Source organism: Massilia sp. UYP11 (genome assembly GCF_050434805.1).
Lineage (GTDB): Bacteria > Pseudomonadota > Gammaproteobacteria > Burkholderiales > Burkholderiaceae_D > Telluria.
The window spans coordinates 56,638-70,876 of record NZ_JBNDJE010000016.1; the positions used below are offsets into that span (position 1 = coordinate 56,638).

16 protein-coding genes are annotated in these 14,239 nt (G+C 67.2%); 7 read left to right on the top strand and 9 right to left on the bottom strand.

Annotated features, from left to right (window positions below):
* Positions 1–34: 34 nt before the first annotated feature.
* The 4 genes from ABIB38_RS18520 to flgB are packed head-to-tail and all read right to left on the bottom strand — an operon-like array spanning position 35 to position 3,157.
* Positions 35–1,558: a flagellar hook protein FlgE gene (locus ABIB38_RS18520; protein WP_429206093.1), complete on the bottom strand. Its 1,524-nt coding sequence runs from the start codon at positions 1,556–1,558 to the stop codon at positions 35–37.
* Between the two features lie 38 nt (positions 1,559–1,596).
* Positions 1,597–2,310, bottom strand: a complete 714-nt coding sequence (locus ABIB38_RS18525) for a flagellar hook assembly protein FlgD (RefSeq protein WP_429206095.1) — start codon at positions 2,308–2,310, stop codon at positions 1,597–1,599.
* Between the two features lie 14 nt (positions 2,311–2,324).
* Positions 2,325–2,726 carry a flagellar basal body rod protein FlgC gene (gene flgC, locus ABIB38_RS18530; RefSeq protein WP_429206096.1) on the bottom strand — a complete coding sequence of 134 codons (402 nt, stop codon included), beginning with the start codon at positions 2,724–2,726 and terminating at the stop codon, positions 2,325–2,327.
* A 14-nt stretch (positions 2,727–2,740) separates the two neighbouring features.
* Entirely contained in the window at positions 2,741–3,157 is a 417-nt protein-coding gene (gene flgB, locus ABIB38_RS18535; RefSeq protein WP_429206098.1) for a flagellar basal body rod protein FlgB, read from the bottom strand.
* 167 nt (positions 3,158–3,324) lie between these two features.
* Here flgB and flgA point away from each other — a divergent pair, with 167 nt between their 5' ends.
* From flgA to ABIB38_RS18550, 3 genes are all read left to right on the top strand, one after another.
* On the top strand, positions 3,325–4,026 hold the full coding sequence (flgA, locus tag ABIB38_RS18540) for a flagellar basal body P-ring formation chaperone FlgA (RefSeq protein ID WP_429206100.1): 702 nt from the start codon (positions 3,325–3,327) through the stop codon (positions 4,024–4,026).
* A 116-nt stretch (positions 4,027–4,142) separates the two neighbouring features.
* Positions 4,143–4,454, top strand: coding sequence for a flagellar biosynthesis anti-sigma factor FlgM (gene flgM, locus ABIB38_RS18545; protein WP_429206102.1), 312 nt, complete (start codon positions 4,143–4,145; stop codon positions 4,452–4,454).
* A 3-nt stretch (positions 4,455–4,457) separates the two neighbouring features.
* Positions 4,458–4,928, top strand: a complete 471-nt coding sequence (locus ABIB38_RS18550; protein ID WP_429206104.1) for a flagella synthesis protein FlgN — start codon at positions 4,458–4,460, stop codon at positions 4,926–4,928.
* 30 nt (positions 4,929–4,958) lie between these two features.
* Here the strand turns inward: ABIB38_RS18550 and ABIB38_RS18555 are convergent, their stop codons facing one another.
* Complete coding sequence (locus tag ABIB38_RS18555; RefSeq protein WP_429206106.1) at positions 4,959–5,843, bottom strand: LysR family transcriptional regulator; 885 nt, start codon at positions 5,841–5,843, stop codon at positions 4,959–4,961.
* Positions 5,844–5,976: 133 nt separating this feature from the next.
* Here ABIB38_RS18555 and ABIB38_RS18560 point away from each other — a divergent pair, with 133 nt between their 5' ends.
* The 3 genes from ABIB38_RS18560 (at position 5,977) to ABIB38_RS18570 (ending at position 9,127) form a co-directional block, all read left to right on the top strand.
* The gene (locus tag ABIB38_RS18560) at positions 5,977–7,074 is read left to right on the top strand and encodes an NADH:flavin oxidoreductase (RefSeq protein WP_429206108.1); all 1,098 of its coding nucleotides are present in this window, start codon (positions 5,977–5,979) and stop codon (positions 7,072–7,074) included.
* Positions 7,075–7,170: 96 nt separating this feature from the next.
* Positions 7,171–7,599, top strand: a complete 429-nt coding sequence (locus ABIB38_RS18565; RefSeq protein WP_429206109.1) for a hypothetical protein — start codon at positions 7,171–7,173, stop codon at positions 7,597–7,599.
* A 181-nt stretch (positions 7,600–7,780) separates the two neighbouring features.
* The gene (locus ABIB38_RS18570; RefSeq protein WP_429206111.1) at positions 7,781–9,127 is read left to right on the top strand and encodes a chloride channel protein; all 1,347 of its coding nucleotides are present in this window, start codon (positions 7,781–7,783) and stop codon (positions 9,125–9,127) included.
* A gap of 196 nt (positions 9,128–9,323) precedes the next feature.
* Here the strand turns inward: ABIB38_RS18570 and rfbC are convergent, their stop codons facing one another.
* From rfbC to rfbB, 4 genes are read right to left on the bottom strand one after another with little or no spacing between them, the layout of a single operon-like run.
* Positions 9,324–9,869: a dTDP-4-dehydrorhamnose 3,5-epimerase gene (gene rfbC / locus ABIB38_RS18575; protein WP_429206113.1), complete on the bottom strand. Its 546-nt coding sequence runs from the start codon at positions 9,867–9,869 to the stop codon at positions 9,324–9,326.
* Positions 9,869–10,759: a glucose-1-phosphate thymidylyltransferase RfbA gene (rfbA, locus tag ABIB38_RS18580; protein ID WP_429206114.1), complete on the bottom strand. Its 891-nt coding sequence runs from the start codon at positions 10,757–10,759 to the stop codon at positions 9,869–9,871. The genes rfbC and rfbA overlap by 1 nt, the downstream gene beginning before the upstream one ends.
* Positions 10,756–11,661, bottom strand: coding sequence for a dTDP-4-dehydrorhamnose reductase (gene rfbD / locus ABIB38_RS18585; protein ID WP_429206115.1), 906 nt, complete (start codon positions 11,659–11,661; stop codon positions 10,756–10,758). The genes rfbA and rfbD overlap by 4 nt, the downstream gene beginning before the upstream one ends.
* On the bottom strand, positions 11,658–12,734 hold the full coding sequence (gene rfbB / locus ABIB38_RS18590; protein WP_429206117.1) for a dTDP-glucose 4,6-dehydratase: 1,077 nt from the start codon (positions 12,732–12,734) through the stop codon (positions 11,658–11,660). Before rfbB ends, rfbD begins: the two co-directional genes overlap by 4 nt.
* A 348-nt stretch (positions 12,735–13,082) precedes the next feature.
* Between rfbB and ABIB38_RS18595 the strand changes: the two genes are divergently transcribed.
* Positions 13,083–14,156, top strand: a complete 1,074-nt coding sequence (locus ABIB38_RS18595; protein WP_429206119.1) for a M35 family metallo-endopeptidase — start codon at positions 13,083–13,085, stop codon at positions 14,154–14,156.
* Positions 14,157–14,239 lie beyond the last annotated feature (83 nt).

Genomic DNA, 14,239 nt, shown 5'->3' on the forward strand with positions numbered 1-14,239 from the left:
CGGTGCTTGAACGCACCGCCGGCACGTTCAGTCATCAGCGCAGGTTCACCAGCGTCTGCAGCACCGAGTCCTGGGTCTTGATGGTCTGCGCATTGGCCTGGTACACGCGCTGCGCGGTGATCATGTTGACCAGCTCGGCGGTCAGGTCGACGCTCGAAGCTTCAGTGGCGCCTGCCTGCAGCACGCCCATGCCGCCGGTGCCGGCGGTGCCGATCAGCGGGGTGCCGGAATCGGCCGATTCGGCCCAGGCGTTGTTACCGAGCGGCTCCAGCCCGTTCGGGTTGGTGAAGTTGGCCAGGATCACCTGGCCCAACGGCTTGGTCTGGCCATTGCTGTACTGGCCCAGGATGATGCCGTCGGCGCCGGTGGTGAAGCGCTGCAGGGCGCCCGGCTTGTAACCGTCCTGGTCCAGGCGTTTCTCGCTGGTGGCGTTGCCGTACTGGGTGCTCTTGGCGAAGTCGAGCGTGACCGGGATCTGCAGCTCGGCGCCGGTCGACGGCACCACCGGCAGCGAGGCGGCGAACTTGCCGTTGAAGCCCGGGCCAGTGCCGCTGGTGGCCATGTTCAACGCGCCATTGGTGTCGAAATTCAGGGTGCCGAGCGGTTTCGGCGCCACGGCCAGCGAGTCCAGGATGGCGGCGTTGACCTGTTCCGGCGTGGCGCCGGGCACCGCGGCGGCGGCGTTGGCGGCGGCGCCGATCTTGGCCTGGTCGGCCGCGCTCATGGCCGGGTCGGCGGCGACGGCGGCGGCCAGCACGGCGTTGGCCGCCGAGGTGGCGTAGGCATTGATGGCGCCGGCCTTGCCCGCCGGGGCCGCGGTGTCCCAGGCGGTGCGCGCGCCCAGCACGCCGGCGTCGGTCAGGGTGACGCTGGCGGCCTGCGCCGATTCCATCTCGGTGCCGTCCATGCTGGTGTAGACGTCCCACTCGCCGGCCTGGGTCTTGACGTAGTACAGCGACAGGGTGTGCGGGTTGCCCAGCGTGTCGTATACGCTCACCGGGCTCTGCTTGTTGTAGGTGGTCGGATCGGCCGCGTTGAACGGCTTGTTGGCCGGCGGCTGGGTGCGCGAATCGAGCTGGATCTCGGCGAAGATGCTCGAGGTGACCTTCGGCGGCTGGTCCGAGGTGTCGATCTGGATCGGCACCGGCGCGCCGGCGGCCAGCTGGCCGTTCGGGCCCAGGCCGTAGCCGGTCAGCTTGGCGCCCTGGGCATTGACGACGTAGCCGCCCTTGTCGAGCGAGAACTGGCCATTGCGCGAATACTGGACCACGCCGGCCTGCTCGATGCGGAAGAATCCGGCGCCGTTGATGGCGATGTCGAGCGGGTTGCCCGAGGATTCGATATTGCCCTGATTGAATTGCTGGGCGATGGCCGCGACCTTCACGCCGATGCCGGCCTGGCTGCCGCCGGCGCCATTGAGCGCATTGGCGTAGACGTCGGCGAACTGGGTGGTCGAGCCCTTGAAGCCGACCGTGCTGGCGTTGGCGATGTTGTTGCCGATGACGTCAAGCGATTTGGCGGCGCCGTTCAAGCCGCTCAAGCCTTGTTGGAAAGACATGGTAATGCTCCTGATGAGGTAACAGGTAAGCGGCTTGCTTACATGACTTGTTTAATGTCGGCCAGGGTCACGGAACCCTTGCCCGGAAGGTTGAGCTTGACGCCATCCTTGCCGCCGGTGGTGACGCTGGCGACGCTGTCGAAGGCCAGCGCCTTGGCATCCCTGAGCGTCTCGCCGCCGCGGCTGGCCACCACGCGGAACGAATACGCCCCGTCGGGCAGCACGACCGGCTTGCCTTCGCTGCCGAGCTTGTTCGGGTCCGGCACGCCGTCCCAGGCGACCGGGACGATGCCCGCTTCCTGTTCGCCCAGCTCCAGCGAGGCGACGTCCTTGCCGCTCGCGTCGGTGATCACGATCTGCACCTTGTCGGCCGGGGTGTCCAGCTCCACGCCCAGGATCGCCTGGCTCTTGTGCAACAGGATGCCGTCGCCCTCGACCAGCACGCCGGAACCGATCAGCTGGGTGGCCTGCAGCGCCTCGGTCGACTGGTAGCTCGACTTGAGCGTTTCCAGGGTCGTGTTCAGCTTGTTCACGCCGGTCACGGTCTGCAGCTGGGCCAGCTGGCTGGTCATCTGCGCATTGTCCATCGGGTTCAACGGATCCTGGTTCTGCAGCTGGGTGACGAGCAGGGTCATGAACTTGTCGGTATCGGCCTGGACGCTGTCGGTCCCGGTCTTGGCCTTGGCGTTCATCGCCGCCTGCAGGTCGGAAATATTCGAGGTCGGGTTCTGGGAGCTGATCGGGCTGGTCATGGTCGCTGGGAAGGTTATTGGCCGATGGTCAGGGTCTTGAGCAGCATGGTCTTGGCTGCGTTCATGGTCTCGACGTTGGTCTGATAGGAACGCGAGGCCGACAGCATGTTCACCATCTCGTCGACCACGTTCACGTTGGGCATCGATACATACCCCTTGTCGTCGGCCATCGGGTGCTTGGGATCGTAGACCTGCTTGAGCGGCGACGGGTCTTCGACCACTTCGCGCACGCGCACGCCGGTGGCGCCCGAGGCGGTCGGCACCGACTCGAACACGACCGCCTTGGCGCGGTAGGCTTCGCCGCTGGGCGAGGTGGCGCTGTCGGCGTTGGCAAGGTTGCTGGCGGTAGTGTTCAGGCGCTGGGCCTGAGCGCTCATCGCCGAGCCCGACACATTGAAGATATTAAATAGCGACATGGTCAATCAGCTCCTTATTGGCTCTGCAGCGCCGTCATCAGGCCCTTCAACTGGCTGTTGATCATCATGACCCCGGCCTCGTAGCGCAGCGCGTTGTCGGCGAACTGGTTGCGTTCGACGTCCATGTCGACGGTATTGCCGTCGACGCTGCCCTGCACCACGCCGCGGTACAGCACCGGCGTGCCATTGGCCAGGGTGGCGCCGGCGGCGGCGCCGCGCGGGATGTGGCTGTTGCTGGTGGTGTTCATCGCGCCGGCATTCTTGCCACCCGCCATCGCGTTTTGCAGGGCGCTGGCGAAGTCGATGTCGCGCGCCTTGTAGTTGGGCGTGTCGGCGTTGGCGATGTTCGACGCCAGCAGTTCCTGGCGCTGCGAGCGCAGGGACAGTGCGGTTTCATTGAAACGCAGGTAGTTGTCGAGATTGCCGATCATGCTGCCTCCGGGTCTTGGGCTGGTTGGGACAGAAGCGATCATACGGACCGGCCTGCAACACCAATCGACGGAGAAGGAGGTGGAAATCCCCCGCTATTCAATGTTTCACTACGGAATCATTCGACCTAAGATGGCAGCATTCCGATCTCCCATCCACTGGAATCTCCATGAAACAGCAACTCGTCGCTTTTTCGCTGCTCGCCCTGGCGCTCGGCGGCGCGCAGGCGCAGCAACCATCCGGCGCCGCACGCCAGAAGGCGGAAGACCTGCGCAAGGTCGCCGAACAGTTCCTGAAGACCCAGAGCGCCGGCCTGCCGGGCCAGGTGACGGTGACGGTGGGCGGCGTCGACCCAAGACTGAGCCTGCCGGCCTGCCCGGCGCCGGAAGCCTTCCTGCAACCCGGCGCGCGCCCGTGGGGCAAGACCACCGTCGGCGTGCGCTGCGCCGCCCCGGCCTGGTCGTTGTATCTGCAGGCGCAGGTGAGCGTGGTGGCCGACTACGTCGCCGCCGCCGTGCCGCTGGCCCAGGGCCAGCCGCTGGACGCGCACCAGCTGGTGCTGGTGCAGGCCGACATCGCGGCGATGCCGAACGGCATCATCACCGACATGACGCAGGCAATCGGCCGCACCCCGACCATCTCGCTGCCGGCCGGCACCGCGCTGCGCATGGACACCCTGCGCAGCCAGCAGGTGATCAAGCAGGGCCAGTCGGTACGGCTGGTATCGCGCGGTTCGAACTTCTCGGTCACAAGCGAGGCAAAGGCGATCAACAACGCCAGCGACGGCCAGGTAGTGCAGGTACGCACCCAATCCGGCACCGTCGTCAGCGGCCTGGCGCGCAACGGCGGGATGGTGGAAATAGTTCTATAAAGAAATGTGATTTCGCGGCATCGAAATCGTGCTCGATCGCTAAAGTTTGTAAAGGCAGCGCCGTTACATCAAGCAGATCCCGGAGCTTGTAGCTTCGAACCGAGAAGGATGATGCTGTGAAAATCAACGATACGCTCAAGGGCAACCCCGGCCTCCAGCCGGCGACCACCCAGACGAATACCGCGCGCGGCGCCGACAAGGCCGCAACGACGGCGCCGACGACCCAGGCGCAGACCGACAGCGTGCGATTGTCCTCGCAGGGCCAGGCCATGGCCAATGCGGTGGGCGGCGCGCAGGTGTTCGACGCGAAGAAGGTCGAACGCATCAAGATGGCCATCGCCGATGGCCAGTTTCAAGTCAACTCCGAGAAAGTGGCGGACGGCTTGCTGGAAACCGTACGCGACTTGCTCCATTCAAGACAACGCTAAACCATGACGCCGAGCCCGACCCAGACCATTGCAGCCGAACACCAGCACCTCGACGCCCTCGTGGCATTGATGAAACAGGAACAGCAATCGCTGGTCGCGCTCGACGCCGACGAGCTGTCCAGCCTGACCACGCAAAAGAACGCCCTGCTGGCCAGTCTGTCGAGCCTGTCGCAACAGCGCCACGCGGCGCTGCGGGAAGCCGGATGCGAGGGGTCGGAAGCGGGCATGGCGCCATGGCTGGCCGCCAGCGGCGATGGCGAACTGCGGGAACGCTGGGAGCGCATGCTGGACGTGGCCCGCGAAGCCAAGGAACTCAATCGCGTCAACGGCATGCTGATCAGCAAGCAGCTGGCGCACAACCAGGGCGTGCTCAACGCCCTACGCACCCCGACCAATGCGCCGACCGGCGCGATCTATGGCGCCAGCGGCCAGACCGTGGGCCTGGGGGCATCGAAGCGGTATGTGATCGGCTGAAAAGCGCGCTGAACATCGGCAACGCCGGATTCAGCCGCCCAGGCGGGTCAGCTCTTCCTCCAGCGCATCCAGGAACACCTTGACCCGTTCCGGCACGTAGCGCCGGGTCGGCGTCATGGCCCACACCGACAGCTCTTCCATCGTTGCATCCTCCAGCTCGACGCGCACCAGGCTGCCCGCGCGCAGGTGTTCGTGCACGTCCCAGAAAGTCAGCATCGCCAGGCCGAGCCCCTGCACGGCGGCGGTGCGCGCGGCATCGACGCTGCTGGTCAGCACGCGCGCATCGACGCGCCTGCGCTGCAGGCTGGCGTCCACCACGAAGGGCCAGCGCGCCACCGCGTGCAGGCCGATGCACTGGTGGCGCTCGAGATCGGCCAGGGTGGCGGGGGTGCCGTGCGCGCGCAGGTAGCGCGGCGCCGCGCACAGCAGGCGCGGATTGGCGGCCAGGCGCCGCGCCACCAGTTCCGAATCGCCCAGGGTGGCTACCCGCAGCGCCAGGTCCAGGCCCTGGCCGACGATGTCCTGCACCCGGTCGGACAGGTCGAGGTCGACGCGCAGGTCGGGATGGCGCTCGAGCAGGGACGGCAGCAGCGGCAGCACGATGGCCTGGCCGAACACGCTGGGCGCCGTCAGGCGCAGCAGGCCGGAGGCGCGCATGCCGCTGGGCCGCAGGGCGCCGCGCGCGCTTCCCTCGGCCTCGGCCAGGGTGGCCGCATATGGCGCGAAGGTCTCGCCCTCGGCGGTCAGCGCCAGCGAACGCGTGGTGCGGTGAAACAGCCGCACGCCCAGGTCGGCTTCGAGCGCCGCGATGCGGCGCGACGCCTGCATCGGACCGATGCCGAGCTGGCGCGCGGCTGCCGACAAGGTGCCGCCGGCTGCCACCGCAAGAAAGATGCGCACATCCGAAATCTGCATGTTTATAACCGTATATGTTAAAGCGGCTGCTCACCGGCTCGTCTTTATCGTTCACTGGCGCTCGCCTAGCATGACTTCATCGTCGCCAAGCGACACCACCCGAGCGAGAACCGGCATGAGCGATACCCAGAACATGATTTTATCCGCAACCGATATAAAAGGCGCCAAGCTGCGCAACCGGCTGGCGGTGGCGCCAATGACCCGCGTCTCGGCGACGCCGGAAGGCGCCCCGACCCGTGCCATGCATGACTACTACCTGCGCTTCGCCCGCGGCGGCTTCGGGCTCGTGATTACCGAGGGCCTGTACACCGACCAGGCGTTTTCGCAGGGCTACCTGAACCAGCCCGGCCTGGCCGATGACGAACAGGCGCGCGGCTGGGCGCCCATCACGGCGGCGCTGCGCGACCAGGGCGCCCTCGCCTTCGCCCAGCTGATGCATGCTGGCGCGCTGAGCCAGGGCAATCGCTTCCGCAGCCACGGCGTGGCGCCATCGGCCATCCAGCCGAAGGGACAGCAGATGACCTTTTACTACGGCAAAGGCGAGTATGCCGTGCCGCACGAGATCAGCGAGGAAGAGATCGCGCAGGTCGTGCAGGGCTTCGTCGACAGCGCCGTGCGCGCGGTGCGCATCGCCGGCTTCGACGGCATCGAGATCCACGGCGCCAACGGTTATCTGCTGGACCAGTTCCTGAGCGCGCATACCAATCTGCGCACCGACCGCTGGGGCGGGCCGGTCGAGCGACGCGTCGGCCTGCTGGTCGAGGTGCTGACGGCGGTCAAGGCGGCCGTGGGCCCTGGGGTGCCGGTCGGCATCCGGATCTCGCAAGGCAAGGTGAACGATTTCACCAGCAAGTGGCCAGGCGGCGAACGCGACGCGCAGGCGATCTTCGGCGCGCTGGCGCGGGCCGGCGCCGACTTCATCCACGTTACCGAGTTCGAGGCATGGCAACCGGCCTTCACCGACGGCCGCGACAGCCTGGTGGCGCAGGCGCGCAAGCACGCGCCTAGCGTGTCCATCATCGCCAATGGCGGCTTGCATGACGCGCACCGCGCCAACCAGGTGTGCGCGGACGGCGCCGACGTGGTGGCGCTGGGGCGCGGCGCCCTGGCCAATCCCGACATGCCGAGCTTGTGGCAGCGCGGACTGGCGCCCCGCGCCTTCGACGGCGCCATCCTGGGACCGATCGCCGACATCAAGCAAAGTGAGCTGGCGCTGACTGGGCTCGACTGAACGGAAAGTCCTACGCGCAGGCGCTCTCTGCTCCTATTGGGAACACTGACGGGTGAACCCAGATGGGCATTTTGTCAGTGTGCCAAGGAGAACATGATGGAAGATCAACAACCGAAGGACGCCCGGCAAGACAATCCCGACCAGGGCCTGCGCCAGGGCCGCGCCGATTCCTCTGCGGGCTTCGTGACCGACGACAGGGGCGGCGCGTCGAGCATCGGTTCGGGCAACCAGCAGTCCGGCAACTTCGCCATGGCTGCGCCTGAAAGCAACGTCGGCCCGGCCGGCGCGGCGCAAAGCAGCCGTGGCACTGCCTCCGGGCCGATTCCCGGCGGCGCGCTGGGCAAGGCGCAGGCCGGGCAGGACGGCCAGTCGGAGATCGGCGGCGCGGCGACCGGCGGTTCGCCCGGTACCCACTTCGACCGGGCGGCGCAGGATTACGTGGGGCGCGCCAGCGAAGACAAGATCAGCGAGCGGCTGGCCGACGGGGCCGAAAGTTCCGGGACGCCGGGAGACGGGCCGCGGTAGCCGGACCGGGTGAACGCGCGCCAGGGCGCCATCCCGCCCGCCGTCGCCGCCATCGGGGCAAGACGTTGTCGCCATGGCGGATGACGGGCGGATGCCGCTCCAGGCGTCCCGGTTGCGCACCGAACAGCAATACATTCCTACAAATGCTTATAATGATGGCTCCGATCACTGTCCGGCCATCATGCCGCCCGAACCCTCTTCGCACGACGTGCGCTCCGCCTTCCGGCGTGAATTCGTTTCTCCCCATCTGTGGCGCACCCGGTTCGTCGTGGTCAGCATGGCCGCCGTCGCCGGCCTGGTCGTGGTCGCCTTCACCTGGCTCGCCGAATCGGCCTTCGGACAATTCCAGCAACTCAATGACCTGGCATGGTGGGCGCCGCTGATCTGGACGCCGCTGTGCTGCGCCGCCATCGTCTGGGTGACGCGCCGTTATGCGCGCGGCGCCGGCGGCTCCGGCATTCCGCAAGTGATGGCGGCGCTCGATCCCGCGCTGTCGGGCGGACGCCGGCCCCTGCTCGTGTCGCTCAAGCTGAGCCTGGCCAAGATCGGCCTGACCTCGGCCGGCCTGCTGGGCGGCCTGTCGCTCGGGCGCGAAGGCCCGTCGGTGCAGATCGCGGCCGGGGTGATGCTGTCGGCCCGGCGCTGGCTGCCGCGGCGCAGCAGCATCAGCGCCCATTCCCTGCTGGTGGCGGGCGGCGCCGCCGGCATCGCAGCCGCCTTCAACACCCCGCTGGCGGGCATCATGTTCGCGATCGAAGAGCTGTCGCGCACACCCGAGCAGCGCAACAGCGGCCTGATCGTCGCCGGCATCGTGCTGGCCGGCCTGATCGCGGTCTCGGTGCACGGCAACGGCCCCCATTTCGGCGTGATCCATGCCGGCCCGATCGGCCTGTCGCTGCTGTGGCCGGGACTGCTGGCGGCCGTGGTGTGCGGCTTTGCCGGCGGCCTGTTCGCGCGCCTGCTGCTGGCCAGCCTGCGCGGCACCTCCCCTGACCTGCCCAGCCGCTGGCGCGCCCGCTATCCGGTGCGCTTCGCGCTCGGCTGCGGCCTGGCGGTCGCCATCATCGGCATCGCCAGCGGCGGCGCCACCTACGGCAGCGGCAACGAAGCCACCCGCAGCCTGCTGGAAAACGAAGCCAGCGTGCCGGTCGCGTTCGCCCTGTTCAAGTTCGCCGCCACCTGGCTGACCGCGTGGTCGGGGGTGCCGGCCGGGATTTTCGCGCCATCGCTGTCGATCGGCGCCGCCCTCGGCCACGACATCGCCGTGCTGACCGGCTATCCGCATGCGCCGGCGCTGATCGCGCTGGGCATGGTCGGCTTCCTGGCCGCGGCAACCCAGGCGCCGCTGACGGCATTCATCATCGTCATGGAAATGGTCGACGGCCATGGCATGGTGCTGAGCCTGATGGCGTGCGCGGTGGTGGCCAGCACCGTGTCGCGGGTGCTCAGCCCGCCGCTGTATGGGGCGCTGGCGGCGATCCAGTTGCCGCCGCGGCTGCTGCGCGAAGGGAACGGCGAACGCGCATGACGGGCCCGGACTGAGGGAAGCGCTGATTTATTCTGGCGGATGGGATTGGCGACGGAAAAAGGCGCCCGGCAAGGCGTAAACCGCAGCCATACCGCGTGGTATGGCGAGGATTTACAACGCAGCAGGGCGTCTTCTTTCCGTGCCAAGACCGCCGCCATGAATAAATCAGCGCTTCCCTAGGCATCGGGATGACGCGTCAGTCGAACAGTTCGGCCGACGCGAATGGCACGCCCTGGCGGTCCTTGGCCGAGACGACCGGCGCGCCCGTGCGCGGCCACCCGATCGCCAGCTGCGGATCGTCCCAGGCGATGCAGCGCTCGTGCTCGGGCGCGTAGTAATCGGTCGCCTTGTAGACCGTCTCGGCGCTGGCGGACAGCACGATGAAACCGTGGGCGAACCCTTCGGGCACCCACAGTTGCGCCCGGTTTTCGGCGCTCAGCACTTCGCCCACCCACTGGCCGAAGGTCGGCGACGAGCGGCGCAGATCGACCGCCACGTCGAACACGCTGCCCCGCACGACGCGCACCAGCTTGCCCTGCGCCTGCCGCACCTGGTAATGCAGGCCGCGCAGCACGTTGCCGGCCGAACCGGAATGGTTGTCCTGGACAAACGCCACCGTGCGGCCCACTGCGGCGTCGAACAGATCCTGGCGAAAGCTCTCGTAGAAGAAGCCGCGCTCGTCGGCGAATGCGCGCGGAACGATGCGCAGGACGTCAGGGATCGCCAGCCGCGTAATCTGCATCAGCGTCCTTCTTTTGCCGTGCGCAACAGATATTGTCCATAATTGTTGCCCTTCATTGACGCTGCCAGCACTTCCAGCTGCCGTGCGTCGATCCAACCTTTGCGAAAAGCAATTTCCTCAGGACACGACACTTTCAGGCCCTGGCGTCGTTCGATCGTCGCGATGAACTGGCTGGCGTCGAGGAGCGATTCGTGGGTGCCGGTATCGAGCCACGCATAGCCTCGCCCCATGACTTCCACATGCAGCTTGCCGCTCTCCAGATACATGCGGTTCAAGTCGGTGATTTCGAGTTCGCCCCGCGCGGACGGCTTCAGTTCGCGCGCCATCGCCACGACGTCGCGGTCGTAGTAGTACAAGCCCGTGACGGCATAATTCGAGCGCGGCGCGGCCGGCTTTTCCTCGAGGCTGACCGCCTTGCCTTCGCCGTCGAACTCGACCACGCCATAGCGCTCCGGGTCCTGGACATGGTAGGCGAATATGGTTGCGATGTCGTGACGCGCATCGGCGCGCTCGAGCATTGGATGAAGATTGTGGCCATAGAACAGGTTGTCGCCCAGTACCAGCGCCGACGGCGCATCGCCGATGAAGCGCTCGCCGATGAGGAAGGCCTGCGCCAGGCCATCGGGCGACGCCTGCACCGCGTACGAGAGATTCAGCCCCCAGCGCGCACCGTCCCCCAGCAATTGCTGGAACCGCGGCGTATCCTGCGGCGTCGAAATGATCAGGATGTCGCGGATCCCGCCCAGCATGAGCGTGCTCAGCGGATAGTAGATCATCGGCTTGTCGAATACCGGCAACAGCTGCTTCGACATCGCCAGCGTGGCCGGATGCAGCCGGGTGCCGCTGCCGCCGGCCAGGATGATGCCCTTGCGTTTCACGGGTTCGCTCATAGGTTTCCTTGCGCCGACAACTCGGCGATCATGCGGTTCACGTGGTAGCGCCAGTCGGGCGGCGCCAGGCCGAAAGTGGCGCAGAATTTGCTGCAATCCAGACGCGAATTCGCCGGTCGCACGGCCGGCGCCGGCAATGCGCCGGCGGCGATCGGCTGCACGGCATCCGGTCCCGCTGCCAGCACCGCGCCATGCGCCTGCGCCTGCGCCAGCACATGCCGGGCGTACGCATGCCAGGTGGTGCTGCCGCTCGCGGCGACGTGATAAGTGCCGGACAGGCGGCGCGCGTCGTCCTTCTGGGCCGCGATGCGATACAGCGCCAGCGCCGTGGCGTCGGCCAGCAGTTCGGCGCCGGTCGGCGCGCCATGCTGGTCGGCGACCACGCTCAGGGATGCGCGTTCCTTTGCCAGCCGCAGCATGGTCTTGGCAAAATTGCTGCCGCGCGCAGCGAATACCCAGCTGGTGCGCAGGATCAGGTGCATGGCGCCACTGGCGCGGATCCGTTCCTCGCCGCCGGCCTTGGTATGGCCGTACACCGACAGCGGATTGACGGCGTCGGTCTCGACCCAGGCGCCCTCTTTCGCGCCGTCGAAGACATAGTCGGTCGAGTAATGCACCAGCCAGGCGCCCAAGGCGGCGGCCTCTTCGGCCAGGACGCCGGGCGCGACCGTGTTGCAAGCGTGCGCGGCGTCGCGGTCGCTTTCGGCCGCGTCCACTGCCGTGTAAGCGGCGGCGTTAACGATCACATCGGGCCCGACGGCGCGCACCAGCGCCCGCAGCGACGCGGAGTCGGCGATATCGGCTTCGCCGCGGCCACAGGCACGCAGCTCGCCCAGCGGCGCCAGCGCACGCTGCAGCTCCCAGCCGACCTGGCCATCCTTGCCGAGCAACAGGATCTTCATGCGGCCGGCCGTCCATCGGCGTAGTGCCGGTCGATCCAGTCGCGGTAGCCGCCGCTGGTCACGTTGCGCACCCATTCGCCGTTGGCCAGATACCACTCGACGGTCTTGCGGATGCCGGTCTCGAACGTCTCGGCCGGGCGCCAGCCCAGCTCGCGCTCCAGCTTGCCCGCATCGATCGCGTAACGGCGGTCGTGGCCGGGGCGGTCCTTCACGAACGTCATCTGCGCGGCATACGACTGGCCGTCGCCGCGCGGACGCAACTCGTCGAGGATCGCGCACAAGGCGCGCACCACGTCGATATTGGCCTTCTCGTTGCCGCCGCCGACGTTGTAGGTCTCGCCCGGCCGGCCGTCGGCCAGCACGCGCCGGATGGCGCTGCAGTGGTCGAGCACGTACAGCCAGTCGCGGATCTGCCGGCCGTCGCCATAGATCGGCAGCGGCTTGCCGGCCAGCGCATGGTGGATCACCAGCGGGATCAATTTTTCCGGGAAATGGAACGGGCCGTAATTGTTCGAGCAGTTGGTGGTCAGTACCGGCAACCCATAGGTATGGTGGTAGGCGCGCACCAGGTGGTCCGACGCCGCCTTGCTGGCGGAGTAAGGGCTGTTCGGCTCGTAGCGGTTCTGCTCGTTGAACGCCGGCGCGTCGCTGGACAGCGAGCCATACACCTCGTCGGTGGACACGTGCAGGAAGCGGAACGTCTCACGCAGCCCGGGCGCCAGGCCGTTCCAGTAGGCGCGCACCGCCTCGAGCAGATTGAAGGTGCCGACGATATTGGTCTGGATGAAGGCGCCGGGGCCGTCGATCGAGCGATCGACGTGGCTTTCGGCCGCGAGATTCACTACCGCACGCACCCGGTGTTCGGCCAGCAGGCGGCCTACCAGCGCGCCATCGCCGATATCGCCGCGCACGAAGTGGTGGCGCGGATTGCCCTCGAGGCTGGCGAGGTTCTGGAGATTGCCGGCGTAGGTCAGCTTGTCGAGGTTGACGACTGGCTCGTCATGCTGCGCCAGCCAGTCGATGACGAAGTTCGAGCCGATGAAGCCCGCTCCGCCGGTCACGAGGATGGTCATTCCTGCGGTTCCTGGTAAAAGTGTACATGGTCAGGCGGCGCCAGGGCGCCTTCCTGAGCCCAAAATCCAACGCACCATTCTCGGGGCGATATAGCTCGATTGTCAATGAGCGGCATGGCCCCCGGACAGCGCCGTACGCCAGGCGCGCCTACGCGGCTGCGTCGCTCGCCAGCCGCACGCCCATGGTCGCCCGCCTGCCAGCGGTCGCTGTTCTGTTACTTATTTGTATTAGTTTCGCCAGCCCATTGACTTGGTTTAAGAAGAGTAACAATGAACGTTGCATCAGCGCAAGATGCAGCACCTGTATGGGGTGACAGTGGGGAATCGCCATCATTTCAGGAGCCCGCCATGTCCCTCCACCCTGTCCTCCCGTCGGCCGCCGTCGCGGCCCTGGTGCTGTCGTTCTGCAGCAGCGCCGCGGCCGCCGTCGAGGTCACCGTCACGCCGGTGAAACCCGCCGTCGAGCGTGGCGACGACGTGCTGGTGCGCGTCACCCTCACCAATGCGTCCGGGGCCGCCCAGCACCTGCTGCGCTGGCGCACGCCGCTCTATGGGGTCGAGGCGTCCCTGTTCGAGGTGCGGCGCGACGGCCAGCCGGTGCGCTACCTCGGCCGGCGCATCAAGCGCGCGGCGCCCGGCCCGTCGGACTACGTGCGCCTGGATCCCGGCGCCTCGCTCAGCAAGACCGTCGAGCTGTCGCGGCTGTACGAGATGAGCGTGACCGGCAGTTACACGATCCGCTACCACAGCGCCGCCATGCCGGCGCCGGGCGCCGGTGTCCAGGCGGTGGTTGGCGAGCTGGTCTCGAAGCCGGTCAGCATCTGGGTCGACGGCCGCCTGCCGCGCGGCGCCAAGCCGGCCGCCATCGCGCCGGAACCGGGCGGGGCCGGCCTGAGCTACGCCAACTGCTCGAACGCTCAGCAAGAGCAATTGGTGACGGCGATGGATGCAGGACGCGCGATGACGCGGGATGCCCACGCCTACCTCACCTCGGGCAAGCAGTATGGCGAGCGCTACACGACCTGGTTCGGCGCGCCCGACGCCGCGCGCGGCGCCAAGGTCAGCGGCAATTTCACGGCCATCAAGGACGCGTTCGAGAACAAGCCGGTCAAGATCGACTGCGATTGCGACGAACCGTATTTCGCCTATGTGTATCCGGCGCGTCCCTATACCGTGTGGGTGTGCAGGGCGTTCTGGGCCGCGGCCGTGACCGGCACCGATTCGCGCGGCGGCACCCTGTTGCACGAGCTCAGCCATTTCGACGTGGTGGCGGCGACCGATGACCACGTGTACGGCCAGTCCGGCGCCGCCGAACTGGCGCGCACGGCGCCCGAGCGGGCGATCAACAACGCCGATTCACATGAGTATTTTGGGGAGAACACGCCGGCAGTAGGGTTGGCGGCTTCGCCGCCGACGCGGTGATGGTTATCGGTGCCCTTTTCGCGCCGGATGATCTTGCCGCTACCTATCACCGCGTTGGGTAATCTGGTCCAGTGGACCAGATT

Excerpts from the sequence above, each read along its gene's own strand:
- rfbB (WP_429206117.1), bottom strand. The coding sequence starts at position 12,734 with ATGACCATCCTCGTGACCGGCGGAGCGGGCTTCATCGGCTCGAACTTC.
- ABIB38_RS18560 (WP_429206108.1), top strand. The coding sequence starts at position 5,977 with ATGATTTTATCCGCAACCGATATAAAAGGCGCCAAGCTGCGCAACCGG.
- ABIB38_RS18520 (WP_429206093.1), bottom strand. The coding sequence starts at position 1,558 with ATGTCTTTCCAACAAGGCTTGAGCGGCTTGAACGGCGCCGCCAAATCG.
- flgB (WP_429206098.1), bottom strand. The coding sequence starts at position 3,157 with ATGATCGGCAATCTCGACAACTACCTGCGTTTCAATGAAACCGCACTG.
- ABIB38_RS18565 (WP_429206109.1), top strand. The coding sequence starts at position 7,171 with ATGGAAGATCAACAACCGAAGGACGCCCGGCAAGACAATCCCGACCAG.
- ABIB38_RS18555 (WP_429206106.1), bottom strand. The coding sequence starts at position 5,843 with ATGCAGATTTCGGATGTGCGCATCTTTCTTGCGGTGGCAGCCGGCGGC.
- ABIB38_RS18595 (WP_429206119.1), top strand. The coding sequence starts at position 13,083 with ATGTCCCTCCACCCTGTCCTCCCGTCGGCCGCCGTCGCGGCCCTGGTG.
- rfbC (WP_429206113.1), bottom strand. The coding sequence starts at position 9,869 with ATGCAGATTACGCGGCTGGCGATCCCTGACGTCCTGCGCATCGTTCCG.
- flgA (WP_429206100.1), top strand. The coding sequence starts at position 3,325 with ATGAAACAGCAACTCGTCGCTTTTTCGCTGCTCGCCCTGGCGCTCGGC.
- flgC (WP_429206096.1), bottom strand. The coding sequence starts at position 2,726 with ATGTCGCTATTTAATATCTTCAATGTGTCGGGCTCGGCGATGAGCGCT.
- rfbA (WP_429206114.1), bottom strand. The coding sequence starts at position 10,759 with ATGAGCGAACCCGTGAAACGCAAGGGCATCATCCTGGCCGGCGGCAGC.
- rfbD (WP_429206115.1), bottom strand. The coding sequence starts at position 11,661 with ATGAAGATCCTGTTGCTCGGCAAGGATGGCCAGGTCGGCTGGGAGCTG.
- ABIB38_RS18525 (WP_429206095.1), bottom strand. The coding sequence starts at position 2,310 with ATGACCAGCCCGATCAGCTCCCAGAACCCGACCTCGAATATTTCCGAC.
- ABIB38_RS18550 (WP_429206104.1), top strand. The coding sequence starts at position 4,458 with ATGACGCCGAGCCCGACCCAGACCATTGCAGCCGAACACCAGCACCTC.
- ABIB38_RS18570 (WP_429206111.1), top strand. The coding sequence starts at position 7,781 with ATGCCGCCCGAACCCTCTTCGCACGACGTGCGCTCCGCCTTCCGGCGT.